The organism is Clostridium transplantifaecale (assembly GCF_900626075.1).
Lineage (GTDB): Bacteria > Bacillota > Clostridia > Lachnospirales > Lachnospiraceae > Otoolea > Otoolea transplantifaecalis.
The window spans coordinates 1-24,806 of sequence record NZ_UYZY01000009.1 but is presented as its reverse complement, the minus strand read 5'-3'; the positions used below and the strand labels follow the sequence as shown (position 1 = coordinate 24,806).

Here is a 24,806-nt window from a genome sequence, read left to right as displayed (position 1 = left end):
TGGAATCCGCCGGTGCTTGATGAGGTCTTTTCGAATCTAGCATCCGCTGCGCATTCCACAAGCGAAAGCGAGTCCCCGCAGGAATTTTTTCTCCTGGATTCCCCCTCACCACAATCTACCAACCGGGACTGAAGACTCATAAACACCCTCCCACTCCCCCGTCCGCCGTCTTACAGAGGCGTCCTCGCATCTCAATTAAATCCTCATTTCATCTTCCCAGGAGCCACAGACAGCCAAATCTCAAAAGAAAAATCATTCGAATGGACTTCATCGCTCTTATACACCTCAATGCACATTCCTCCGGACGGCTGATAGCTGCTGGTCGGGAACACCTCGGTATAGACTCTCTTCCATAACTCTTTAAATGCATCCGGCATACTCCCGGTTCCGCTGAATATCATCCAGGTATTCGCCGGAATTTCCTCCACAGTCAACCCTTCCGCCGGCTCACCGCCCTCATAGGACGCTCCGATGGCATAGTCGAAATCGCCTTCATTTGGGTTATCGAAGCAGATGCCCACAATTGAATTGCCAAATACGCTTTCCGGCGTGATATAGCGGCACAGTGTTTCAAGCACTCCGTCTTTCCCGCATTCCTCCCACGCACTGTGAATGCTCTGCTGCGTGATATCCCCGGTTCCTTTAAATCTCTTTCTGCGTGCAATCACCTTAAATGCGTCTTTTTTCTCAATTCTGTAATCCATCACGTTTCCTCCTTCTAATACGAGTTTGATGGAAAGGGGTGAGAATGATTTAAGCTCCGCTTTTCGCGAGCGCGCCTGGGACGGAGTGATGCCGTGGAACCTGGAAAACGCCCTGGAAAAACTCTCCGGGCTATCGTACCCATATTTTACCGCTGCGTCTATTACCTTGCTGTCAGACGAGGCCAGCTCGCTGCCCGCAAGGGTCAGCCGCCTGTTTCTGATGTATTCCCCCAGTGTATAACCGCAGAGAATCCCAAATACTCTCTGAAAATGAAAGCTGGAGGAATATGCCTGTCTGGCAATCTCAGCATAATCCAGTTCCTCGGTCAGATTGTCTTCAATATAGTCAATTGCTTTCTGCAATCCGTCTATCCATCCCATCTCATTTCCCCTTTCCTGTTCACAATCCCAGTATACAAAAGACGGGAACGTTCTTCATGATAATTTGTGCTGCCGGGTGACGGACTCCGGGATGCACACTTATACCGCATCCGTTGAAGGTATCCCTCCCGAATTTTCAGAAGCGGCTCTGATACGGTTCATTCTCTCCGTCATTACAAACATCCCCGCTGCAAAGATCAGAAGATAGAAGGGATAGAGCCAGACCCCAATCCATTCCGCCAGCAGTCCGAACAGCGGCGGCATCAGGGTGGTTCCCACATAGGCGCAGGCCATCTGCATGCCCATGACGGACTGAGAATACTCCGCGCCAAAATTGTACGGTGTTGCATGGAGCAGGCTCGGATAAATCGGGGCACAGCCTACTCCCGTGAGAATAAGCCCCATAAGCATAGCCGCATTTCCAAAGGGAAGGAGAATCATACATGCCCCGGACGCCGCAAGAAGCTGCCCCAGACGCACCATATTTTTATCACCGAACCGATCGGTTATAAAACCGCAGATAAAACGGCCGATTGTAATTCCCAGGTAAAAAAGAGAGGCCCACTTTGCCGCCGTCTCTGCGTTGATGCCCTTGTGGAGCACCATAAAACTCCCCGCCCACAGGCCGGTTGTGGCCTCCAAAGAACAGTAGCAGAAAAACGCCGTCAGAATTGCCTTCGCTCCGGGCAGCTTCAGTGTTTCCCCGAGTCCAATCCCCTTATATTCCGGAGTTTCCCCTTTCCCGTCATCCTTTCCTGATTTCCACAACGGCAGGGAAAGAAGCAGACAGGCCACCAGGACAAACTGGATGATCCCGATTGTCCGGTATCCCGAATTCCATCCCAGTCCCTGTGTCAGGCACAGTCCCATAATATACGGCCCCGCCGTGGCTCCGACTCCCCAGAAACAGTGAAGCCAGCTCATATGGCGTGATTTGTAATGCAGCGCCACAAAGTTGTTAAGCGCCGCATCCACACTCCCGGCCCCCAGCCCGTAGGGAATTCCCCACAGACAAAGCTGCGTGAACGAATGGGAATGGGAAAATCCCATCAGGGCCACAGCGGTCATTGCAACGCTGATAAGCGTCACAACCCCTGTGCCGAACCGTCTGATCAGCCTGTCGCTGAACAGGCTGGATATGATTGTGCCTCCGGCGATAATCATGCTGATAATCCCGGCAAAAGAGACCGCCACATTTAATTCGCCGTACATGGACGGCCAGGCCGAACCAAGCAGCGAGTCTGGCAGGCCCAGGCTGATAAACGCCAGATAAATAATAATAAGCAGTAATTGGAACATTTTAATCCTCCTGAATATAATTCTATGTACTGAATACACACCATGTACACAGTAAACGGTGACGCAATCCTGTTACTGTCCACACCATGCCCAGTATCTCTCTACGCGCGGAATACTGACCATGAACGGTGATGCATTCCTCACAAATACAAGAATACCGTCTTTTTTATCTTGAATCTACCTTATTCCAGACATATAATATAAAAAAAACGACTAATAGTCAAATAATTCTCAATTAGTTCCAATCAATACGGAGGTGAAACAATGAGTCTGCAAAAATGCGGATTGAATCTGAACCGCAGCAACGAGGAGCTGCAGCCCCACGGCACGCCGTCTTTCCCCTGTGCCGGTTATGACGCCGTCTATACTGACGGCGCGGAGGATATCATTCCCTGGCACTGGCATACGGAATTTGAGGTCATTTATATAAAATCTGGAAACCTGAAACTTCAGATACCTGAGAAAACATTTCATTTAAAAGAGGGGGAAGGAATTGCTGTTAATTCCAATATCCTTCACTCGGCGGCGGCAAAACCTTACTGTGAGCTGCAATCCTTTGTCTTTAACCCCCTGTTAATCACGGGAAGCGCAGATTCCGTCTTTGCAGAAAAATATATTACGCCCCTCGTCTCTTCTCCCGCTTTTGACGGCTGCCCGTTCCACCTCGCTTCCTATAGGCAGAAACTCTTCGAAGAGCAATTTACAGAGGCGTTCCACGCCCTTTCCGGAGAGCTTCCAGGCTATGAATTTACAGTCAGGCAGTGTCTCTCCGGAATCTGTTATTCACTCTGTCAAAAATACGGTGGAGAACAGCCGTCCGAACGTCCGGGGCTTGCTCCCGATAATCTGCGCATCCGGACAATGCTCGATTATATCCACAGCCATTTTTCCGAGGATCTGAACCTGGCTCAAATTGCGGAAGCCGCTAATATCGGTGAACGCGAATGTCTGCGCTGTTTCCGGCGGACCATCCAGATTTCACCGATGCAGTATCTGATTAAATACAGGATTATGCAGGGCGCTTCCCTGCTTCTTCGCGAACCGGGAAAGAGCATTTCCAATATTGCGCAGGAATGCGGTTTCGACAGCCCCGGAAATTTTTCCCAGTTGTTCAGACGTTATTACAAATGTTCTCCCAAAGAATACAGACAGAGAAAACAGGAATGACATTTACTGTTCCCAATGCAATATTATGAATGATACATCCCCTGTTTCGATATATTGTAATAAACATTTCTGAAATGGATTTTTGTGTCTCTATGAAAAAACATCTCAAACTCAAAGGCAGACGGATCCGGATCGAAGGGCTCAGGGCCCGTCTGCCCCATCTAAGCGCTCACTCTCTGAAAACCCAGGCTAAAAAAATCACATCCCGAAAGGTTTTATCTACCGCAGCCATCTTTGCCCTCTCTTTCTTTGTGGGCCGGGCCGCTGCCCAGACCGTGGAACCTCATAAGAACGCAGCCCCCGTAGAATCCCACCACAGCGCTTCCGCCGTTCCTGCCTCCGCAGACGGTAACTGGGGCTTAAGTTTCCAGACCGAAGGCCAGGCTCCGATAGGAAATGCAACGGCCGACTATCTGAAGCAGTACAATGCCTACTATGTCCAAAACACGCAGGATAAAGTGATTTATCTGACCTTTGACGCCGGATATGAGAACGGCAACACGGCCGCAATCCTGGATGCTCTGAAAAAACATAACGCCCAGGCTACGTTTTTCCTGGTCGGCAATTATATGCAGACCAGCCCGGATCTCGTCAAACGAATGATAGCGGAGGGCCACAACGTAGGCAACCACACCTTCCATCACCCGGACATGTCCAAACTCTCCACAAAAGAATCCTTTGAAAAGGAACTGGGTGACCTGGAAACGCTTTTCGAACAGACTACCGGCCAGCCTATGAAAAAATACTACAGGCCGCCTCAGGGAAAATACAGTGAAAGCAACCTGCAGATGGCAAGCGATATGGGATACAAAACCTTTTTCTGGAGCCTTGCTTATGTTGACTGGTATGAAGATAAACAGCCAACAAAGGAAGAGGCATTTAAAAAGCTGCTCGGCCGCATCCATCCCGGAGCCGTTGTGCTGTTACATAGTACCTCTAAAACCAATGGGCAGATACTGGATGAACTGCTGACAAAGTGGGAAGAGATGGGGTATCATTTTGGGTCGTTGGATGAGCTTGTGGGGGAAAAATAGGAGGGGTATAGCTTCAGTCCCGGGCGGGGGGGATCGCGGGGCGGGGAATCCGGGCAGAAAAAGATTCCCCGCCGGGGAGGTTTTGGCCGGGACTGAAGTCGCGAAGGGGTCGCGTGCCCGTTGACTCTGTAGTTTCCATAGTTCCGGTATTACTCATGGTGACCGAAGTTTCTGTAGTTTCCGCAACTTTATAAGTTTCAGAGAACTCGATGAATATTGTTGAATGGATGTATAGTTGCTTTAAATTCTACAGTTATAAACTTTTCATTTTAATTTTGTTGTTTTAACTATCGAAAGGATCCGGTAACGTCTAAAGTGCGTTTGCCGGATCTTTTTGATGGGGGAAATTTGGGGGATTGTATCGACGTTTTTTAGATTCTGCGTTGTTATAATAATTTTAGATATTAAAACACATATAAGAAGAATGGCCGAGTTTATGACGAGGCATTATGGAATGCCGTAAATCGGATAAACTATGACAATGAAACCTGGGCCGGCGCACCCGGAGTGCCGGGTGCTTGAGGAGGGATTTTTATGAAACCGAATGAACAAATCAGTGAACATTTATTAAAAGAACTTGAACGTTTCAGGGCTGAATATCCTGTTGCGGAAGAGGTGAGGCGGCGTGTCTATCAGCCTGATATGCCTTTCTTTGGAAAGGAAATCGTGGAGATGGCCGTTTCCGCTCTGCTGGAGGGTGAGAACCTTCTGCTTTGCGGGGATAAGGCGACGGGTAAGAATATTCTGGCTGAAAATCTGGCCTGGATGTTTGGACGGCCTGTTTATAATATGTCCTTTCATGTGAATACGGACAGCGGCACCCTGATCGGGAGCGATACTTTTGTGGATAATGAGGTGAAGCTGCGCAGAGGACCTGTGTACCAGTGCGCCGCCTACGGCGGTTTTGGTATTCTGGATGAAATTAATATGGCTAAAAATGATGCCGTTTCCGTCCTTCATGCCACGCTCGACTACCGCCGCATCATTGATGTTCCCGGATATGACAGGATTGAGCTTCACCCTGCGGCCCGTTTTATCGGAACTATGAACTACGGATATGCGGGGACAAAGGAACTGAATGAGGCTCTTGTCTCCCGCTTCATGGTCATCAATATGCCGACTCTTGGCCAGGAGGATTTGATAAGAATTCTGGATGCCGCCGTTCCCGGAGCCTCCCTTCCGGCTCTGGAACAATTTTCGGGACTTTTCCTGGATCTTCAGGCTAAGGCAAAGAATGGGGAGATTTCCACCAAGCCGGTGGATCTGCGCGGTATGATCGGTTCCCTGAAGCTGATCCGCGGTGGGCTGACGCCGAAAGCCGCCGTCACCATGGGCATAACCAACAAGTGCTTTGATGTATTTGAGCAGGATATGGTGGATGACATCGTCTTAACCCGGATTCCCGATTCATGGACCAGCAGCGACGTATTTTGAAAAGCGAGGCGCCTATGAAAACCATGAAATATGAAGCGGAAGAGATAAAAAATCCGGCTCCGTCGGAACCGGAAGCAGATGAAGAGATGGAAACCGCCCGAATTCAGAACCGCCTTAAGAACCTCTTATGGACCATAAGCGGTGACTACAGTCTGGGGACCGAGGTGGATGCCTCTTTATTCCGCAAATCAAAATATATTGCCCTTTACGACGCAGTCTGCAAAGGCGGCTTCGCCAGATACTTCCGTCCCCGGACGCTGGAACAGTATTTTGAGAAGGCCTTTCTCTTCGGAGCCGAACCTTCCGTACTTCTGCCCCTCTCCCGCATGTGCATTGAGAGCGCGGTCTGGAAAAAGGCAGCCGCGGAGCGCGGCGGAGTAATCGATATCCGGCGGCTGGCATTTGAGGATACGCTGAGAAAAGACGAAAGCCGTCTGACCCATACGGACTGGGGCGCTCTGGAGGCCTGTTATCTGCGATACTGCCTCTACCACACCCCCGCCCCTGCCTCAAAACAGGTCTGGATTGATAAGATTTGTGCCCTTGAAGAGGCAGACGATACGGTCGAAATAATCCGCTGTCTCGATGAAGTGTATAATGGCGCCTACCCCAAAGGATTTGCAGATGAATTCAAGGGGTTCGGCCTATTTGAGGACGATCCGGGCCGGGGCGATAAGCAGTCCGACTCTGATGACGGGGACGATAAGCCCGAAAAAGAGGAAGACCGCATCGTTAATCTTCTGGCCGATTATCTTCAGGAGGATGACGACGGTAAAAACAAGGCCGAAAAGCCGAATGCCGTTGTTCTGGAAGATGAGTCCATGGCTCTGGCAAAAGACTATATTGAACTGAATTATGGGAAGAGCTACCTAACCCCAAAGGAGCAGCGCCAACTTACCCATAAACTTTGCACCGGCGCCCATAAAGAATGTAAACTTCACTTTACCGACGGTCTGCTCCATCCCGGCGAAACGGATGAAACGGGCGGGACTGAAACTACGGTTCAGACGCAGATTCAAGATAGGCCGGAAAACAGGGAAACTGCTTCCGATACCTACCAAGTCGAGTACGCAAGACGCGTTCTGTTTGAAAATCTCGATGTCCTGAAAGCAAACCAGCTTGTCACGAGGCAGAACATCCTCTCGCTGGCCGACATCTTAAAGAGGGCGCTCCTCACCAGAGAAGAGAAGGAAATCTTCCCGGGCGAATATGGTAAGATCCGGGTAGACCGTCTATGGAACCTGGGGAGAACCAACAACAGGAAATTATTTGACCGTGAATTCACACAGGAATTCACCGATTTTACCGTGGAAATCCTGATCGATTCCAGCGGCTCCCAGCAGATCCGGCAGAGCATGGTTGCGCTCCAGGGTTATATTATCAGCGAAGCGCTGAGTCTGGCGGAGATTCCCCACCGCGTGATGGGATTCTGCACATTTGGAGATTATACGGTGATGAGACGGTTCCGCGACTATGATGAGCCAATCGAGGCCGACAAAAGCATCCTGGAATTCTACGGTTCCGCCAATAACCGGGACGGACTCGCCATCCGTGCCGCCGCCTACAGTCTGGCCGCGCGGAAGGAAGAGAACAAAATCCTGATTGTATTAAGCGACGGAACCCCAAACGATATTATCGTAAGCAAGTCCAAGAGCCGCCAGCGCGTCCAGTACTGCAATGAATACGCGGTGAAAGATACGGCAAGGGAAGTATACCGCCTTAGAAATGAAGGTATTGCCGTCATGGGAATATTTGCCGGCGAAGAGGAGGCCCTTCCTGCGGAACGGCAGATATTTGGAAATGAATTTGCTTATATAAGAAATATAAACGACTTTTCAAATGTGGTCGGAAGGTATCTGAAGGAACAATTGATAGTTTAGGCCGCTTTATTCTTTCACCAACAGGATAAATTTCCAGGTATTCTTATTCCATTAGGAGAAACGGGATGGGAATGTTACAGCATAAAAACAGGGGCATCGCTCTTGGCGTGAAATCAAAATGATTTCACGCCGCTGTGCGATACTCCCTCACACGTTTTTAAAAATTTTTCATGCAGCCATTCATATCCCATGAGTAAGCAGCGAACTTCTTTGAAACAACTTCCTGTTCTGTCATTCTTTTTTTGCTTCCCCGTCCCAGGTACCGTCTTCTTTGATATAGTACCCATCCGGTGTCTTTCCGTTCATAAACATGATTCCTTTTTTGCCGTCTGAATTGGGATTGAAATAATACCATTTCCCGTCAATCTCCTGCCAGCCGGTCTTCATACCGGTATTGATGTCGATATAGAAATATCCGCCCAGCGCCGGGTCAAATACCATTCCGCTCTTTGCATAGCCGTCCGCCCCAAATGGATACCATGCTCCATTTACCATCTCCCAGGCAGGCTGCTCATAGGTGGTTCCGTCCGCGGCTGTCACGATGGTTCCCGCGGCCGTCGTGCCGTCGGCGTACTGAAGCTTCCAGCTTGTGGTTCCGTCTGCTTTTGTCTCTGACTGCCAGTTGGATTGACCGCTTCCGCTGCCGGTGATGATTCCGGTCACGGAGTTTATCTGGCCCTTTTTCGCATCGGTCGTGGTAGTTCCTGCGGACTGTGAGTTATTCCCGCTTGAAGAATTGCCGCCTGATGAACCGCCGCTGCTGGAACCACCGCCCGAACTGCCACCGGAATATGTGGATACCGTGACAGTACAGGTGGCCGTATGGCCGCCGTCAGCCGTGGTGGCTGTGATAACCGCCGTGCCATTACCTACCGCTCTGACATTTCCGTTTCCATCAACTGTGACAGCCTCCGTGTTTCCGCTCGACCAGCTTACCGCTTTATTGGTAGCGTCAGCGGGAGATACCGTGGCTGTGAGGGTGGCTGTATTCAGTGTGGTATTGCTGTAAAGGGACATTGTGTTTCTATTCAGTGTTACTCCCGTCACCGTTATGGTTCCGGCGGGAGCGTCCTTATAGGTTGCTGTCACCGTTGCCGCATTCCCCGGCATGGTGTAGGTGGTCGTTGCGGCGGTTTCACTTGCAAAGCTGCCGCCCCCGTTGTCTGTCCATTTATCAAATATCTTACCCGTCTGCGGCTTATTTGCGGTAATGGTGATGTTCGTGCCTGCCTCGTACTCGCCGCTGCCTGTGCCGTCGGTTACAGTAAGCTGATATTTGGTGACAGGTTCTGTTGTCACGGTCACAGTGGCCGTGCCGCTCTTGCTTCCGTCCACTGTGGAGGTGGCGGTAACGGTCAGGGTCTTCGCTGTTTCACCCGCTGCCACGGTCAAAAGGCCGGTGCTGTCGATGGAGGTTCCTAGGGCGCCACCCGTCACTGTCCACTTTACTGTCCGTGCAAAACTGCCCGTGCCTGTCACTACAGCGTTAAACTGCCGGGTTGTGCCTTTCTGCACATTGGCAGAGTTGGGTGTTACCGCGACATTGGTGACGGTGGCAATAGGGTCAGGTGTGTCAGTGTAGGTAAAGACATTGGTCAGCCGGACCGCGCCGTTTGCGTCGGCAAACTGGACGGACGCCGGACCAGTGTAGTCGTCGCCCAGCTCGGGCGTGGTGAAGGTCAGGCAGCCGGCAGCCGTTTGGAGACCGGCGGCATTCCGTGCGGTTTGCTCCTCATAATCAGCGCCCCGCATCAGCTTCACGCCGGTGACGCCGGTGAGGTTCGTGCCGGTGACGTTTACCGCTGTGCCGCCCTTCTTGAAACCGCTCGCGGGGGAGACGCCGGCGATGGTGAAGGCGGGCTGGCCGTTAAAGGTCAGCTTCGCACCATTGGTGACCGAAAGCCTGTGGGCGGTAATCATCCGTTTGCCGTCGGTCTCATTCACCAGATTGACCGTGCCGCCGCTGATGGAAACGGCCTGGGTGTCGCCGTCGCTTTCCAGATTGGTTGCAAGCGCGAAGACCTTCGAATCGCTTTTTTTTGTGGTGGCGGTTACCGTGCCTCCGGTAATATAGATCCCATTCTCCCCAGAAATCCCACTGCCGACAGCCGATGTGGCGATTATCTGCGCATTGCCGGAGATGGTAACCACACCACCGGCGCTAATCGCATTGCCCGATGAGGAGGTTGCCGATACGTTGCCACCGGTGATATCGACATTCCCAGCGACACTGTTAACCGAGCTGTTTGAAACCACTGTTCCGCCGGTAAAAGCGATAGCCCCACCGAATGTAAAGATAGCCGATGTAGTACCATTGGTTTTTACCGTCAGCGTATGTCCCGTCGCGTCGATGGTCAGCGATGTGCTGGAAGGAATCTGGCATTGAATAGCAGGCTGAGGCTGGTCGTCGGAGATGGTGGAAGCGTCCAGCGTCACATTGCTGTCCAGTTTGACCGTGGCGCCGGTAACGCTGCTGTCAAAGTTGACGGACTTGACCTGCTGGGGGCCGTTGGCAGGCGTTTTCAGCGTCAGGGTGGAGCCGTCCCACTTCCAGCCCTCGGTGTCGTAGTAGGCATCCCCCGTGGTGCTGCCGGATGTGATGGTCAGGAGGCCGGTGGAGGCCTCCAGCTCGTCGGAGCCGCCATTAGCGCCCTTTTCCAGCAATACAACAGCAAATGTACTGAAATGCGTTGTTTCCGCTTCCACCACATTATCCTTTACCGTGGTATCTAAGAGTTCCACCTGCCCCTTTTCTTCATCCATATGGTAGATCTGCTGTTCCCCGTCTGCGTCCGGAGCGCTTCTGTCTTTCTTTAAATTCTCAAAAGACACCACAACTTTCCCTTTTTCCGGATTCGGCTGGACTTCCTGATTCTCCTCATCCAGAATCGTAATGTCAAATACAACCAGCTCATCAGGGGTTTCACCGGCTGCATCTTGTACCGAACCGGCAAATTCCTCAATGGACTCCTCATCTTCGATCAGAGCAGCCGAGAGGCTCACGCCCTCCGGGAATACGCCTGCGTCTGCGGTCACCGTAATCCGGTAATCCCCGGCCTCGGCGGTCAGGACGGTTGCCTCTTTTTCTCCATCCGCGGCCTTTATCACCACGGTGATCTGTGGCAGCTCCACATCTAAATCCATGTCGTATTCATCCGGTATTACCGGCTCATAGACATAGGTTCCCTCTTCTTCGGAATGAAACTGCGAGTCCGTACTTTCTGCAAAATTAAGCTCCCAGTCAATATTCTCGATTTTTTTCCGTACAGTCTTTATTTCAGGGTCATTTGCATCATTCTTATTCGACTCTCCTGCCTGGGACGGTGTTGCCGTCCGGACCTCTTTATCAGACAGACTTTCTTCCTTTTCCCCTGCCCGTTTATCCGACAGATTCTCTTTTTTATCCTCTTCCTGGCTGTTATGTTCCGGCTCAGATTCCTCAATTATTTCATCAACCTGCTCCGTCTCTTCTATCTCCCCGGATTCTGAGTCTTCCGTTTCGGCGGTTTCCTCGTCAAAGGACTCACTCTTGTCCTGTATTTCATCTTCCTGCACTTCTTCCGTCTTTGAGGAGGCCTCTTTGTCCTCCTCTGCATCGTTACCTACACCGGGGGATTCATTCCCCTGCTCGGCATCTTCTTCCTGCCCTGCTTCTTCTGCCGCATTCTCGCCGCCGTCTGTATTCTCCGTGAATGGAATTACATCTGATACAGAATATGCCCGAAACTCATCTGAATCTGTTTTCTCCACTTTTTGCACTTCTATATACGCCCAAAGGCTGGACGGGAATTTGATATCCCCTTCCTCCGCCCCAACAGGAAGTTCCTGAAGGGCAACCTTCTCCTCCAGCTCCTCAAACCTGATAATTGTCTTTTCCGTCTCATCCACCGCCGCCATGACCGGCCCGGTGTTTAATCCGGATAATACCAGCGCTGCCGACATCACGACGGACAGCTTTCGTTTCAATTTCCATTTCATATCGTTTCCTCCTCGTTATGAACGGTAGAGACCGTATTTTAGTCTCTTACGTGTGATACATGTCATCTCTCCTTCGCAAGGTGTTTCACGAACTTAGGAGAGTAATTCGTTACAATGGAAAAAATCAAAGACCTGCCCTCTATGAATCAGTGCAATGCAAAAGCGCCTCTGTCTTTGCAAGCAGCACGGGAATATCGGCATGTCCACTCCGGCGCAGCTTTCGCATAAACTCCAATCTGCTGCCATCTGGGAGCCAGATATCAAGCACAATCACATCCGGCCTGTTCCCGGCTGTCTGGAGTTTAGCCCCCCTGCTTCTTAATTCATATGGACGTATCCCGCAACAACCAGATATTCCGCCGCCGGGTCGCCGGTTTCATGCAGATACAGCTTATAACCATAATCCACGTCCTCCGGCACCCATTGGAAAAGTCTCGTATACTCCGGATGATCCTTTAGGCAGCATTCCAAAGCTGTTTGGTGGCCGGCCATTTCCTCTGCGGAAATTTCCCGCACCAGCGTCAGGGGGAGGCCCGCTTGGTCAGCCTTAATGGTGCTCCACGCACAATTACGGTAGACCACGCTGTGCCTGCGGAGCAGTTCATCCTCCACGGTCAGGCGCAGGGCGTATTCGCTTTCCGCCACATCGATAATCCGCACATTTCCATACAGGTGATTGTCGTTTCCGTGCGGCAACAGTGAGAAGCTGTCGGTGCGCCACGGCTGGAAGTAATCGGACATAGTGTTCCAATCCATCCGGTCATGCGTGGGCATAAAGGACAGCCCCACATCCCAATAGTGAATCTCTTCGGATTGAATGTAGCGAATAACCGGCGTGCTGGAGAAAACAATGACTTCCTCGCCGTTCTCCATCGTATGCAGGAAAAAAGTTCCACCCCGTTGGTGTACTACGCTGTAAATTTCTTCAATATTCTCCGTCCCCCACTGGGAGCAGACAGCGGCCAGCCGCTTCGCCTGTTCCGGCGCACATAGTTCCGCCAGTGTCAGTTCCTGCGCGGAAACAATCGTCCTGCCGATGTATTTCCTATTAAGCGGGCAGCACCAGATTCCCGGGTACATAACGCTCGGATACAGGCCGTTGCTGTCTCTAAGCCGCAGACATACCATTTCCCCAATCCCCTCATCCTCAGCTACAGCAATAATTTTTGCGGGATACAGCATTGCTATCGTACCCTCACTCATCCTCATTCCTCCCCCCATACGGGAAAACCAACTGCCAGCCGCATGACCTCTAAAACAGGGATTTTCACCGCCGCGATGGTGGCGTACTCCGGGAAATTGGGTTTCAGGACGGGCGGGATTTCTCTGACGCCGAAGAACAATGTATTTCCGTTTGTCGTCACGGAACGAAACACATCCTCGTCTGCAAGCGGGCTATACCGCAATGTTTCCAGATGGTTTCCCATGTTCAGCAGAACCTCGCTTCCGGTAGCAAACCGGAGCATCAGCCGGTGGGCGGCCAGAGGCGTCACACTCTGGATTGGCGGCGTGTTTTCCTTATTGATTTGAAGTTTATACGCCATAAACGCTCCCCTTTCTTTTATTTTTCGCAGTACGTTTTCTGTTTAGAGTACAAAAAATCCGCACCCTATAACTATCATTATAGAGTGCGGAATAAATATCGTATGTAGACAAAACTCACACTTTCAAACTTATTTTATAAATTTAGGAGCAAGAGTTGGGTTTTATTGGATACACCGGTTTTTTGATACAGTCGTGAGAAGTAGTTATTCACGGTGGAAATCTTTATATCAAATTTTTCAGCAATTTCACTGTTTGAAGCACCTTGTCTGGCCATTTCGATAATTTCTCTTTCACGCGGTGAAATATCGACTTTTTCTCCTCCGAGTTGTGCCAAAGAATGTTTCAGGCGCTCCGCGAGCCGGAAAATTTGTTTCATATCATTCTGATCTCTAATCCCGGAGGCAAGCGCGCCTTTTATTCCCTCATAATTCTCTGCAAAAGGCAGAAACATCTTATCCGGCAGCGCCATTTCAAGCGCCTCGGTCAGAAGAGCCGCCGCCTCTATGCGCCTCCCCCCTGCATCCAGCGCTACCGCCATATAAATTTTCATATATAACTGCGGCAATAGGTTGGGGAAGATGGAGGATATCCCCATTACATACCCACTCACACCAAGCAGCTTCTGGTATTCCTTTTTCTCCAAAAGAACCCGGCCATAAATGATATAGGCATAAGGCTGTGTCATAATTACAAGCCGCCTGTCGTCGATATGCCCCTCCTTAAGCCACGGGGCAACCTCCTCCAGATGTCCTAACAACAGGGAAAGATAGCCGTAGGCCAAGTCATAGGTATAGCGGCACAAATCCTCCGCGTTGCGGTAGGAGCGTTCCAGCAGAGTGGCGAGGCTGTCCTCCAAAAGCTGCCTGTCCCCGTGCAGAATCGCGAGCCTTGCCAACGTAAAAATGCCGCACTGAGCTATACTGCCCTGATGCTTGCTGTCTGCGGTGAGCACGGCCCGATGGCAGAGGATTTCGGCATCGCCGGTTTCCCCGCGGTATAAGTGGGCCTCAGCACGCATCATCAGTTCCGCGCCGGTGCCATGTCCGTGAGACAGCCGGTAATAATAGGGCATACACTCGTCCATCTGCTCCAGTTCTTCGTCCAGCTTGCCCGGCTCCCGCCAGTACATATAAAGAACGGACGGGGAGCCGAATGTCCAGGTACTTTTCATGTTGATGAGCGTCGCCGGGCCGCCAATCAGGTCATACGCCCTGCGGTGCATGGCGCTCATGGCGTCAATGCGGTTGTACTCAAGGAATGAAAGCAGTAATTCCATTTCACCCCGGAGCGCGTCTTTCTCTTTGTCGGGAATGGCGCTCTCCGTAATAATTGCCTCGATTTCGTCCTTTTGGCGTATCAGTTCTTCATTTTTCCCCAAAAAGAACAGGGTAAACGCCAGTGGGACAAGGGATTTTGGATAGCGCAGCTTCACCTCTCGGCTGGTATTTTCCAGAATATCCAAAATCATGGGAGTGGTGGTTTCGTCGATGGTGTCCGCCAAATCATAACTGGTCAGTGACATGGCAAACAGCCGCTCCCACGCTCCAGCGCTGTAATAGAACCGTAACGTGTTCATTCGGTCGCCCGCCTTTTCCGCCAGCTCGCCGCCTTTTAAGTAGATTTCTTTTTGCCGTTCTTCCGGCAAGAGGGCAAATTTATCAGCCAGCAGCAGCTTGAGCTGGGTATGCATATAATAACAGCGGCTTTCTAATTCAAAGCGAATAAAGAACCGCTTTTCCCGCAGGCGGTTTTCCGTTACCTCCGCCGACAGGCCAGAGAATGCCGTCGCCTGGGATATGGTAAACCTTGGGAAAATGGAAACTTCTATCAGGAAATTCTTTTCGTCCTCTGACAGTCCGCCCCAGAACGTTTTTTGCATTAGGGCTTCCATACCGCCCTGCTCAAATTTTCCGGTGCCGATCATCGTCTCCATTTGCAGATAGAGCGCCATAACCCAGCCGCCCGTCAGCTGCATCACCTCGTCAAGCTGGCTTCCGGTAAGCGAAAGCCCCGCCTCCCGGTAATAGGTGTCTGTATCCTCTCTGGTAAAAGCGAAAGCCGCCTCTTGCAGAAGGTATAACTGTCCGCTCCCGATTAAGCCGCCCCTCTCCTCGTGGGTATAGGGATGGGTCGCTACAACAATGTGGAGCTTTTTCCCGCCGTGCCTGGACAGATGGATTAAAAATTCACAGGGGTGGTACAAATCCCACATCTGGAAGTCATCCAGAAATAAAAAGGTTTCCCTGTCGCAGGAGATGGAGCGCAGCCCCCGCACGATTTCAGTCATATTATCCTCGTCCGGTTTTTCCAGTGCAAGAAGCCGTTCCGCGCTTTCTTCGTCAAAATTGGCGATCAGCCCGCAGAATCCTTTCCACATCTCGGCGGGGCGGTCATTGGAAAACTCATGGACATAGAGTGGAGACGCTTCCTGATTCCTGGTATCAAAAAATTGCTTGACTGCAGTGGTCTTTCCGAAACCGGAATCCGCTTCCAGAATGGTTAGAGGGTAGGTCTTGATGTTCTCCAGCTTTTCCATCAGAGCCTTTGGAAAGTATTTTATATCCTGCTTTAATTGTCTGGTTCGCGGCATAACAGTTATCTCCTTTGTCAACACGAAGTTTTGAAACGTGACAAGTGCGGAAAATCATCACCCTTTTAACGGACACAGATTGCACCAGTCTTATGTAGCGCATGTTGTGAAATTTGTCTAAGTATGAACTTAATTATAAGGGGTTCCCCATCAAAAGTAAAGTGATTGCATCCTCTTATTCTGTGACAGATGCTGCGGGTAAAGGTACACGTTTTCTAATAGATGGCTCTGCAGCTTTTTTTGTATCTTTACGTGCAATTTAGTGACATAAAATATGCCTGAAAATCCAGACTAAAGCCGTAACTGACTCATAGTTTAGATTTCCAGGCATAAAAACTTCCGTCCTGCTGTCTCCGCCTTCCTGATGATTATCTTGCTTAAGCTCTTATCTAATATTCCTGCCGGCAGATTAAATATTTCTTATCGGGTTTTAATCCATCTGCAATACGGGATATGGCTCCAAATCCTTCTTCTACGAGTTCTTTTTCCACTGCCGAATATGTGATAAATTTCCCTATTATCTGCCGGTCACCCTCTTTTTGCTTCCATCAGCTTCACAAATTTCGGTACGGAGAGTATTTCATTTGTCACAAATTCTCCATTATAAAACAGACTGTAGCTCGTAAACGGCGCCGGGGCATTCCGGGCCTGTTCCGTAGTCTCAAAACGGATCGACCGGAACGGCGCTCCTTTTTCTTTGGCCGCCGCCTCGATCAGAGGAACGTATTTGGCCGTAAAAGGACACTGGTTCGCATAATAAAGCACAAATCCCTGCTCTTCGATTCGGGGCTGTTTGACCTGTTCTTTAAAGCGCGGTTTATGGGCGCCGTCTTCAAAAGGAAGATAGAGCAGTTCGTAAAACGGCTCTGCTGTGTCTGCGGTGAGAAAGCCTTTATATCGCAGGAACTTCGGCTCTGCCAGAAACGGCATTTTTTTCTTTGAAGAGAGGATCACGAGTCCTTTCTTCCCCTTTTCCCTGCTGTCACGGATGCATTCATCCAGAAGAAGCGCGGCATTTCCCTGCCCCTTATATTGTCCTGCAACCCACATGCAGTCAATATACATGTATCCGTCCGCTTCGACAGGCGCCCAGGCCTTTTCCGCCGGAATGTATTCGATAAAGCATTTTCCGCGCACATCTCCTTTTTTGAAAACAAGGCCGTCATCAAACCGCTCTGAAAGCCAGTTTTTCTTCGACAATACCTGGCAGTCCCTGTTGCTGGAAATGGCACAGCAGATGTGCTCTTTATCCAGATTTTCCTTCGTAACTGTTATAATCTCCAAAATGACGCCTCCCTCATACTGCGTGCATAACGCCTTCCCATCCGTTCTCTCCGGCGTGCCGGCACACTAATCTCTTTTTTTCACCGGGTGCCTGATAACTGTCTTCATTTTCTCCGGGGACGTTTTTCTCGGATCGTTCAGATAGATTTCATGGTGGGGCCGTTTGTCGTTTATGTCTGTCTCATAACCGTTCTCTTCGGTAAAACACTCCATCCGTTCAATCGTCTCCGGCTCACTGTCATATGGTCCGATATGCATAATCTGGGCGCAAAGTCCCTCCGTATATTTTACCAGACGGACCTTTGACAGATCAATCTCCGGTTTTTTCCTGCTGCAGCTTTCTTTGGCCTGTTCAAACACCTCGTCCGTCACAAAGTCGGGCTGCCGGATCATGGAGATCCATTGGAACTGGCTCTTATCCGTGATATTAGTTCCGTCAAATCCACGGTCGTCCACCAGCCACAGTCCCTCCAACGGAGGCACTACATAATCAAAATATCCGGGAGGGCACTGGCTCCCCATCTTACTCATCTTTACGGTATAGGACAAGGCATACAATGCTCCCACCGCCTCTTTATATTCTTCGGAGGTATTGGGATCACCGGAACCTTTTACTGCAAAAAACGTCATCTCCGGCACATCCACGATGGACGGTTTCTTCCCCGGCTGGTAAAGGAGCTTGTCACGTTTCTTAAAATCTACTTTCTCCCCGGGCACCGTCTCCGGCTTCACCCGCTTTTCCATTTTTTTCTTCTTGGGCGCAGGCATGGGAAGTTCCCTGAATGTCTCCACAACCAGTTCAGTCAGTAATTCCTTGTCATCGATGTCCTCCACCAGCAGAAACGGCTTAGATCCCTCATAGGGCGCCTCCTCCTCAAAATCGGGACATAGTTTTTTCCCCGCCTCCGTGATTTTGATAAAGAGCTGATTGTCACAGATCAGGCCGATTATCTTACCGTCACAGTAGATGCCGTATTCCCCAAACATCTTTTTCCAGGTAATTTCCCCTGCATTTCTCATCTGGTCTGTCGCATATTGAACAAATTCCATGCTTGAAGCCATATCCTCACCCTCCTTGGTGCCTTTTCCCGCACATCTTCTCAGTACATGTTATTTTTCGCAGCATGCGTTCGCCGGCAGGCTGCGGACCTTCATGTCTTTATTCCTTTAAACCTACATAGATGTGTATCTCGGTCTCGTCCATGCCGTCATTTTGATACTCCTCAAAATCGCAGGCAAAGGTCCTTGGCAGATCCATACTCCAAATCTCCTGCCAGCATTTTGCAACCGCCTCATGGAGCTCGCCCTTCGCAATAAATCTGGCATAATTTCCGGCCGGAATTGTTACAAGGACCGCATCCCCGGGAAGTTCCTCTTTCCCATCTACCTCACATGCAACGACAATGGTGTAATCCGACGCCGCGTCTTTGTCATATTCTGTATAAATTCCCAGGACTTTATCATTCGTTTTTCCAGGAATGGACTCATAGATTCCCTCGGAATAAAATCTCCCCCACAGACCTCCGATTACCGCTCCCATATCCGGGGACATATTATTTGTTCTCGCCTTAATTCCTGCTGCTTTTTTCTCTTCTAATTTTACAATCTCATATTCCATTGTTTCTTTTCTCCTGTCTTATTTTCTGATAGACAAAGCATACCATATGAAACATGACATCTGTGCGTCATCATTCACGGTACATTTTTTGAAGCCGTCCCATCATCTCATAAAGTTCTCTGCGAAGTTCCACCGGCTTTGTCAGTTCTACCCTGTCCCCAAAGCTCAGCAGCCATCCGAACAGGTTCTCTTTGTCCGCAAAACCAAAGGAAAATTTAAGCCGTCCGTCCTCCTGTTCCACAAAGCTCTCCATGCCGAATTCCTCCACCAGCCGCCATTTCATATCCGGCTCAAAAACGGCCTCCACATCAATTCCCAACGGATAAACACGCTCTGCCGACAGATCCGGCACCGGTATCTGCCTGGGTTCATACTGTTCCTCCGTCGCTTTTAAATCCGTCATTCTGTTCAGTTTAAAAAGGCGGTAGTCCTGCTTTTCACAGCAGTATCCCCACAGATACCAGGATGACCATTTAAAAATGAGAAGGTACGGTTCAATACTCCGGCTGCTCTCCCCGCCCGGCGCATAATAGTTAAATTCCACCTTCCGCCTGTCCTCAACGGCTGCCTGAAGCACACTGATTTTCGGCGCCAGAGAAGTGCGGTACCAGGACGCCAGGTCGATCATAATATGATTATTCGATGCCAAAACAGAGGAATTACCCATTGCCAGCTTTTCCATCAACTGCTGATACCGTTTCGATCCCGACACACTGTCCAGGCTCTTTAACCCAGCCAGAATAGCCTGCATGTCGGAGGATGTGAGCAGGGTTTTATCCATCCGGTATCCCTCCATAATAGAGATTCCCCCGTTCTGCCCCTGCGATGTGACAATAGGAATCCCTGCTTTGCAAATATCCTCAATGTCCCGGTTAATTGTCCTGCGTGAAACTTCAAATTTTTCTGCCAGATATGGCGCCGTCACCTTTTCCTGCTGAAGAAGAATGGAAAGGATCCCGATGAGGCGGTCGATTTTCATAAGTCTGCTTCCTCTTTTCCACTGGTACCATAAGCACAAACCCGGCTCCGGCCCCGCCGAAGCCACATATTCCTAACGGGAATATAGTATATTATCTGTGCTTTACAGCCATTTATGTTTTAATATTTCCTGTTATTTACCCATTTCATTAATTCCGAACGCAGAATATCCTGCAACTCCTTTTCCCATAAATTAAAGTATATACTATAAACTCGGAATAGCAAACCAAAAACATATTCACGCTCCCTTAATGAAACGGAACATACATGCCCGCGACAATACCTCTTCCCATACTTGACGAAAGGGACAATCAGCCTCTGAAGCTGACGGACGGGGCAATCCCCTTCGCTGCGTCTTCAGTCCCGTCGACGACCTGCCCGGGGAAGGAGGAGAAAAACTTTCCGAAGGGGACCTTGGAGCCCGCCGGTGCTTGGCGAGGTATTTTCGAGCTTAGCATCCGCTGTGCGCTTCACAAGCGGGAGCGTGTCCCCGCAGGAATTTTTTTCTCCGGATTCCCCCTCACCACACCCACCCATCGGGACTGAAGATTCATACACCCCCACTCCCCCGTCCGCCATCTCACAGAAGCGTCCCGCATCTCAATTCTCCTCCCCCTCTTGCTTGAACCCCAATTTTATGATATGCTGAGTACGCTTTAACTGAATTTGCAATGATTGGCAAAGCGGAAGCTTTTTAATAGGGAAGCGGGGTGAGAATCCCCCACAGCTGCCTCTACTGTAATTGATGACGAAGGATCATAAACAGCCACTGTTCGAACGGGAAGGCGATCCGGAGGACGAATCATAAGCCAGGAGACCTGCCAGTCGCATTGCAGAGGAAATTTTCCGGGACAGGGAAAATCACCTTTCAGCCTGATAACCAGATTGGGTTTGTAAGTATGCTCTGTTTTGCAATTCAGGGCGCTACAATATTTTACAGACAGGTTGAAAGGAGATTTACCGAAGATGAGAAAGAACAGAAAACGATTTGCAGGGATTGCCGCCGTATTGATGCTCTCCCTGGCCGGCTGTGCCGCGAAGACAGACGAGGCGAAAACAACAGCGGCCGTGGAAAGCGCTGCTGCTGAAACAGGCGCAGAAAGCCAAGAGGCAGATGTCAAAAATGCTGAAGCGGGAACTACCGTCTTTGTGGATGACATCGGCCGTGAGGTGGAGCTGACCCTTCCGATTACAAGGGCCTGCGTTGCAAACCGCTACAACAACGAATTAATCCGTGCCGTAGGAGCCGGGGACAGCGTTGTCGGAGTGGATATCTACACCTCCCAGGACGAGGTCTACTGGCCCCGGTTCGGAGAGAACGAAACTTTTGGCAAAGATGAGTACGACTATGAAAAGATCGTAGCTCTCGATCCTCAGGTGCTCGTTGTTCCCAAAAACGGCGTGGTGGAGGAATCCATTGAGAAACTGGAACCGTTCGGTATTAAGGTTGTGGTTATCACCGGATGGGACAACTCCGATGTGCCAAAGCAGATTAGACTCTGCGGCCAGTTATTCGGCAAGGAAGATCAGGCGGAAGAACTGGTTGATTTCTATCAGAAACCGGTTGATTATATGAAAGAACAGTTAAAACAGGTAGAAGAACCTAAAACTGTTTACTGGGAGTACGGCGGTGACTATACCACCTGCATTCCCGGAACTTCCAACGACGGCTGGCATAATATGATTCTCATGGCCGGCGGTAAAAATATTTTCGGAGACGCCTCCCTGGCCGGCAAGGATATTGATCCGGAACAGGTTCTGATGGCGGATCCCGACCTGATTGTCAAGGTCTATGCAGGGGAAGTAGTCGGAAACAGCGGCGTATTCATCGCGCCTTTACAGGAGGAATTTGCAGCCAAGGCGGAATCCATGATGGAGCGCGAAGGTTTCCGGGAATTAACGGCTGTTAAAGAGGGCAATTTCTATCTCAATACCGCCTTTATGAGCGGAGGACTGGGAAAAATGATCGGAGCCGCCTACATGTCCAAATGGCTCTATCCCGATTTAATGACGGATCTGGATCCGGACGCCATCTTTGAACAGTGGATGAAATACCAGGGTTTTGAGCCAAATGCCCAGCACTACTATCACGTTCCCGCACAAAAATAAATCCAGGCAGTATCCGGGCCGCGGCTTTCTAACCAGGCTGCGCCGGATACCGTCCGGCAGTCCGCCCGCAGTCCGTTTTCATCCGGCATGCGGGCTGATTTTAAATTAAGGAGATTATTTTTATGTCTTTTAATACGCTGACCAGCGAATATAAACCCCTGATCCGCCGGAAAATTCTTTGGATCCTTCTGGCTACCGCCGCTCTCTGCGCGCTTGCTGCCGCCGCCGTCTGCCTCGGTGTGGCGGATCTCACTCCGGCCCGTCTGGCCGTCACCTGGCTGCCGTTTACAGAACGTTTCATAACCGTCCAGCCGCTCAGCCCCAAAGAACTGAACGTCCTTCTCCTGCTGCGGCTGCCCCGCGTCGCAGCCGCTCTCACTGCGGGCGCAGGCCTCGGCATAGCCGGAACGGGGATGCAGGCAATTACAGGCAACCAGATGGCCAGCCCATTTACCACCGGACTCTCCGGAGCCGCTGCCCTGGGCGCAGCCGCGGTGATTGTCTTTGGCGGATTCCCCGTCCATCTTCAGAAAACGGCCACGGTTTTGGCCGCCTTTTTCATGGCGCTGCTCTGTGCCGCTTTTGTCTATGGGCTTTCCAGCCTGAAGGGGCTCGGTTCAGAAACCCTGGTGCTGACGGGCATCGCCCTGAACTATTTTTTCAATGCACTCAACTCGACGATGCAGTTTATCGCCAACGAACAGCAGCTTCCGGCCATCATACACTGGACCTTCGGCAGCCTCACCGCCGTCGGATGGAAGGATATTGCCGTCATGGCGCTCTTTCTGCTGATTACGCTGCCTGTATTCCAAAGCCAGGCCTGGGCGTTTAACATGATCGCCGCCGGCTCGGATGAGAGCGCAGCCGCCCTTGGAATCCATGTAAAACGAACCCGGATCCTGACGGGAGGCTGCATCACGCTGCTTACTGCGGCTATTGTCAGCTTCACCGGCATTATCGGATTCGTCGGCCTCGTGGCCCCCCATATGTCCAGGATGATAATCGGCGGCGATCACAGGCTTTTGCTCCCTCTCTCCGCCATCACGGGAGCGGCCCTGGTTCTGGCGGCGGATACCATCGGACGGTGCGCATTTTCCCCTACCATGATCCCGGTGGGAATCGTCGTATCCTACGTAGGCGTCCCGCTGTTCTTATATCTGATTTTCCGGGGGAGGAAGAGGCTGTGAATGATATGATGAACGGATTAGAGGTCCTGGGACTGAACTTTTCCTACGGACACAGGAAAGTTTTAAAGAATGTATCATTCCGCGTCGAGCCGGGAACCTTCTGCGCATTCCTCGGCGGCAACGGTGCAGGAAAGTCAACGCTGCTGCGCTGCATCAACGGACTTCTTAAGGCAGATCCCGAATGCGTGCGTTGGAATGAAACGAAAACAGGGAAGCTTACCGTCCGGGAGAGAGCCGGCATTTTCGGCTATGTGCCACAGAATACCCAGACGGAATGCGCTCTGAATGTAATGGAAATCGTGCTGTCCGGCCGCCTTCCCCACATGGGAATGAAGGCAGGAAAACATGATCTGGAAAAAGTATCGGAAGTAATAGAGGAATTCCGTCTGAAAGACTATGCGTTCCGGCCGTTTAACCAGCTCAGCGGCGGAGAACGCCAGCGGGTGCTGATCGCAAGGGCCATCGCCCAGGAACCTCAGGTACTGCTTTTAGACGAACCCACCAGCAGTCTCGATTTAAAATATCAGTATGAGGTCATGGACCTGCTGCACCGCATCAGCCGGAACGGCATCACCGTTGCAGCCGTCATCCACGATCTGAATCTGGCTTTAGACTATGCGGACCGCACCGTCCTGCTCTCCGGAGGAACGGTTGTCGCCCAGGGAATTCCTGAGGAAGTTCTGACACCGGATCAGATAAGAGAAGCCTACGGAGTTGATACGGAACTCGTGCGGATAGGCAGACGATCCGTAATTGTAAGGGCATGACTTGATGAAATTCGCATGAATACAGGGTTTCCCGCAATATAAACAGATGAACAAGACCGTGAAATGGTGCCCGATTGGTGCCCAAATAAAATAACAGCCTGCGAGAAGTTTTGAAACAATACATCTACATTTGACAGAACCATGGGGATTTAGTTGAGATGTGAGGACGCCTCTGTAAGACGGCGGACGGGGTGGTGGAGGTTGTGTATGAGTCTTCAGTCCCGGTTTGCAGGTTGTGGTGAGGGGGGAATCCAGGAGAAAAAATTCCTGCGGGGACTCGCTCCCGCTTGTGGAATGCGCAGCGGATGCTAGCTTCGTGAGAAACCTCAGCAAGCACTGGCGGATTCCAAGGTCTCCCTTCGGAAAGTTTTCTCCTTCCTTCCCCGGGCAGGTTGTCGGCGGGACTGAAGACTCAGCGAAGTGTGTTGCCCCGTCCGCCGGCGTCAGGGGCTGATTGTCTCTTTCGTCAAGTGGGGAGGTGGTATTGTCGTGGCCACGATATAGTCGTAACTATTTTACATTCTGACGACATCATGGGCTGCATAAAAAGAGTGTCAGAATAAACACTCTAAGCTTATAAGCTTACACAGTCTCATAGTGAACAGGATGCAGTTTTCCGGTATTTGGGGAAACGTAGTGGCAGCGACAAGCGCCTCCCCCATTGAAGAAAGAGGACAAATCAGCCTCCGCAGGCCGGGGGCCGGGCAGACGTCCTGGGCTGAGTCTTTCGTCCCGGCCATAACCTTCCTGCGGGGAAGAAGGGAGAAAAAGATTCCGGAGGGAACCTGGGAGTTCATTGGTACTTACCGAGGTCTTTTCGAGGTTAGTACCATTATGTACTCCCACGAGCG

Annotated in this window: 18 protein-coding genes, 1 pseudogene and 1 riboswitch; of the genes and pseudogenes, 8 read left to right on the top strand and 11 right to left on the bottom strand. The window is 50.8% G+C overall.

Annotated features, from left to right (window positions below; all coding sequences use genetic code 11):
- Positions 1-203: 203 nt before the first annotated feature.
- Complete coding sequence (locus EJL91_RS23615) at positions 204-1,085, bottom strand: AraC family transcriptional regulator (RefSeq protein WP_125144435.1); 882 nt, start codon at positions 1,083-1,085, stop codon at positions 204-206.
- Between the two features lie 99 nt (positions 1,086-1,184).
- Entirely contained in the window at positions 1,185-2,384 is a 1,200-nt protein-coding gene (locus tag EJL91_RS23610) for an MFS transporter (protein WP_125144434.1), read from the bottom strand.
- Positions 2,385-2,648: 264 nt separating this feature from the next.
- Here EJL91_RS23610 and EJL91_RS23605 point away from each other — a divergent pair, with 264 nt between their 5' ends.
- The 4 genes from EJL91_RS23605 to EJL91_RS23590 all read left to right on the top strand — a co-directional run bounded on the left by EJL91_RS23605 (position 2,649) and on the right by EJL91_RS23590 (position 7,899).
- A complete protein-coding gene (locus EJL91_RS23605; RefSeq protein ID WP_125144433.1) occupies positions 2,649-3,551 on the top strand; it encodes an AraC family transcriptional regulator in 903 nt (300 codons plus the stop codon).
- A 29-nt stretch (positions 3,552-3,580) separates the two neighbouring features.
- A complete protein-coding gene (locus EJL91_RS23600; protein WP_341467054.1) occupies positions 3,581-4,585 on the top strand; it encodes a polysaccharide deacetylase family protein in 1,005 nt (334 codons plus the stop codon).
- A gap of 534 nt (positions 4,586-5,119) precedes the next feature.
- The gene (locus EJL91_RS23595; protein WP_125144432.1) at positions 5,120-6,019 is read left to right on the top strand and encodes an AAA family ATPase; all 900 of its coding nucleotides are present in this window, start codon (positions 5,120-5,122) and stop codon (positions 6,017-6,019) included.
- A 14-nt stretch (positions 6,020-6,033) separates the two neighbouring features.
- Positions 6,034-7,899 carry a cobaltochelatase CobT-related protein gene (locus EJL91_RS23590; RefSeq protein ID WP_125144431.1) on the top strand — a complete coding sequence of 622 codons (1,866 nt, stop codon included), beginning with the start codon at positions 6,034-6,036 and terminating at the stop codon, positions 7,897-7,899.
- 231 nt (positions 7,900-8,130) lie between these two features.
- On the opposite strand, the gene EJL91_RS23585 is transcribed toward EJL91_RS23590, so the two are convergent.
- From EJL91_RS23585 to EJL91_RS23550, 9 genes and pseudogenes are all read right to left on the bottom strand, one after another.
- Positions 8,131-11,877, bottom strand: a complete 3,747-nt coding sequence (locus EJL91_RS23585; RefSeq protein WP_125144430.1) for an Ig-like domain-containing protein — start codon at positions 11,875-11,877, stop codon at positions 8,131-8,133.
- Positions 11,878-12,195: 318 nt separating this feature from the next.
- On the bottom strand, positions 12,196-13,080 hold the full coding sequence (locus tag EJL91_RS23580; RefSeq protein WP_125144429.1) for a hypothetical protein: 885 nt from the start codon (positions 13,078-13,080) through the stop codon (positions 12,196-12,198).
- Between the two features lie 2 nt (positions 13,081-13,082).
- Positions 13,083-13,421: a DUF2442 domain-containing protein gene (locus tag EJL91_RS23575; RefSeq protein WP_125144428.1), complete on the bottom strand. Its 339-nt coding sequence runs from the start codon at positions 13,419-13,421 to the stop codon at positions 13,083-13,085.
- 134 nt (positions 13,422-13,555) lie between these two features.
- Entirely contained in the window at positions 13,556-16,012 is a 2,457-nt protein-coding gene (locus EJL91_RS23570) for a LuxR C-terminal-related transcriptional regulator (RefSeq protein ID WP_243125547.1), read from the bottom strand.
- 528 nt (positions 16,013-16,540) lie between these two features.
- The gene (locus EJL91_RS23565; RefSeq protein WP_125144427.1) at positions 16,541-17,296 is read right to left on the bottom strand and encodes an N-acetyltransferase; all 756 of its coding nucleotides are present in this window, start codon (positions 17,294-17,296) and stop codon (positions 16,541-16,543) included.
- A 66-nt stretch (positions 17,297-17,362) separates the two neighbouring features.
- The gene (locus EJL91_RS23560; protein ID WP_243125551.1) at positions 17,363-18,040 is read right to left on the bottom strand and encodes a GyrI-like domain-containing protein; all 678 of its coding nucleotides are present in this window, start codon (positions 18,038-18,040) and stop codon (positions 17,363-17,365) included.
- Positions 18,041-18,358 (bottom strand): annotated as a pseudogene (locus EJL91_RS25430) (TfoX/Sxy family protein); the annotation flags it as partial.
- Between the two features lie 97 nt (positions 18,359-18,455).
- Entirely contained in the window at positions 18,456-18,914 is a 459-nt protein-coding gene (locus EJL91_RS23555; protein ID WP_125144425.1) for a GyrI-like domain-containing protein, read from the bottom strand.
- 70 nt (positions 18,915-18,984) lie between these two features.
- Complete coding sequence (locus EJL91_RS23550; RefSeq protein WP_125144424.1) at positions 18,985-19,893, bottom strand: helix-turn-helix transcriptional regulator; 909 nt, start codon at positions 19,891-19,893, stop codon at positions 18,985-18,987.
- Between the two features lie 658 nt (positions 19,894-20,551).
- Positions 20,552-20,732, top strand: a riboswitch (cobalamin riboswitch).
- A gap of 126 nt (positions 20,733-20,858) precedes the next feature.
- Between EJL91_RS23550 and EJL91_RS23545 the strand changes: the two genes are divergently transcribed.
- The 4 genes from EJL91_RS23545 to EJL91_RS24805 all read left to right on the top strand — a co-directional run.
- A complete protein-coding gene (locus EJL91_RS23545; protein WP_125144423.1) occupies positions 20,859-22,001 on the top strand; it encodes an ABC transporter substrate-binding protein in 1,143 nt (380 codons plus the stop codon).
- A 122-nt stretch (positions 22,002-22,123) separates the two neighbouring features.
- Entirely contained in the window at positions 22,124-23,188 is a 1,065-nt protein-coding gene (locus tag EJL91_RS23540) for a FecCD family ABC transporter permease (protein WP_125144422.1), read from the top strand.
- 5 nt (positions 23,189-23,193) lie between these two features.
- Complete coding sequence (locus EJL91_RS23535) at positions 23,194-23,955, top strand: ABC transporter ATP-binding protein (RefSeq protein WP_243125550.1); 762 nt, start codon at positions 23,194-23,196, stop codon at positions 23,953-23,955.
- 636 nt (positions 23,956-24,591) lie between these two features.
- Positions 24,592-24,806 (top strand): hypothetical protein (locus EJL91_RS24805; protein WP_206429545.1); only part of this gene is annotated, 215 nt, incomplete at its 3' end.

What these genes read in the sequence shown, in the direction of transcription:
- EJL91_RS23615 (WP_125144435.1), bottom strand. Translation starts at nt 1,085, where the DNA reads ATGGGATGGATAGACGGATTGCAGAAAGCAATTGACTATATTGAAGAC.
- EJL91_RS23610 (WP_125144434.1), bottom strand. Translation starts at nt 2,384, where the DNA reads ATGTTCCAATTACTGCTTATTATTATTTATCTGGCGTTTATCAGCCTG.
- EJL91_RS23605 (WP_125144433.1), top strand. Translation starts at nt 2,649, where the DNA reads ATGAGTCTGCAAAAATGCGGATTGAATCTGAACCGCAGCAACGAGGAG.
- EJL91_RS23600 (WP_341467054.1), top strand. Translation starts at nt 3,581, where the DNA reads ATGATACATCCCCTGTTTCGATATATTGTAATAAACATTTCTGAAATG.
- EJL91_RS23595 (WP_125144432.1), top strand. Translation starts at nt 5,120, where the DNA reads ATGAAACCGAATGAACAAATCAGTGAACATTTATTAAAAGAACTTGAA.
- EJL91_RS23590 (WP_125144431.1), top strand. Translation starts at nt 6,034, where the DNA reads ATGAAAACCATGAAATATGAAGCGGAAGAGATAAAAAATCCGGCTCCG.
- EJL91_RS23585 (WP_125144430.1), bottom strand. Translation starts at nt 11,877, where the DNA reads ATGAAATGGAAATTGAAACGAAAGCTGTCCGTCGTGATGTCGGCAGCG.
- EJL91_RS23580 (WP_125144429.1), bottom strand. Translation starts at nt 13,080, where the DNA reads ATGAGTGAGGGTACGATAGCAATGCTGTATCCCGCAAAAATTATTGCT.
- EJL91_RS23575 (WP_125144428.1), bottom strand. Translation starts at nt 13,421, where the DNA reads ATGGCGTATAAACTTCAAATCAATAAGGAAAACACGCCGCCAATCCAG.
- EJL91_RS23570 (WP_243125547.1), bottom strand. Translation starts at nt 16,012, where the DNA reads ATGCCGCGAACCAGACAATTAAAGCAGGATATAAAATACTTTCCAAAG.
- EJL91_RS23560 (WP_243125551.1), bottom strand. Translation starts at nt 18,040, where the DNA reads ATGGAAAAGCGGGTGAAGCCGGAGACGGTGCCCGGGGAGAAAGTAGAT.
- EJL91_RS23555 (WP_125144425.1), bottom strand. Translation starts at nt 18,914, where the DNA reads ATGGAATATGAGATTGTAAAATTAGAAGAGAAAAAAGCAGCAGGAATT.
- EJL91_RS23550 (WP_125144424.1), bottom strand. Translation starts at nt 19,893, where the DNA reads ATGAAAATCGACCGCCTCATCGGGATCCTTTCCATTCTTCTTCAGCAG.
- EJL91_RS23545 (WP_125144423.1), top strand. Translation starts at nt 20,859, where the DNA reads ATGAGAAAGAACAGAAAACGATTTGCAGGGATTGCCGCCGTATTGATG.
- EJL91_RS23540 (WP_125144422.1), top strand. Translation starts at nt 22,124, where the DNA reads ATGTCTTTTAATACGCTGACCAGCGAATATAAACCCCTGATCCGCCGG.
- EJL91_RS23535 (WP_243125550.1), top strand. Translation starts at nt 23,194, where the DNA reads ATGATGAACGGATTAGAGGTCCTGGGACTGAACTTTTCCTACGGACAC.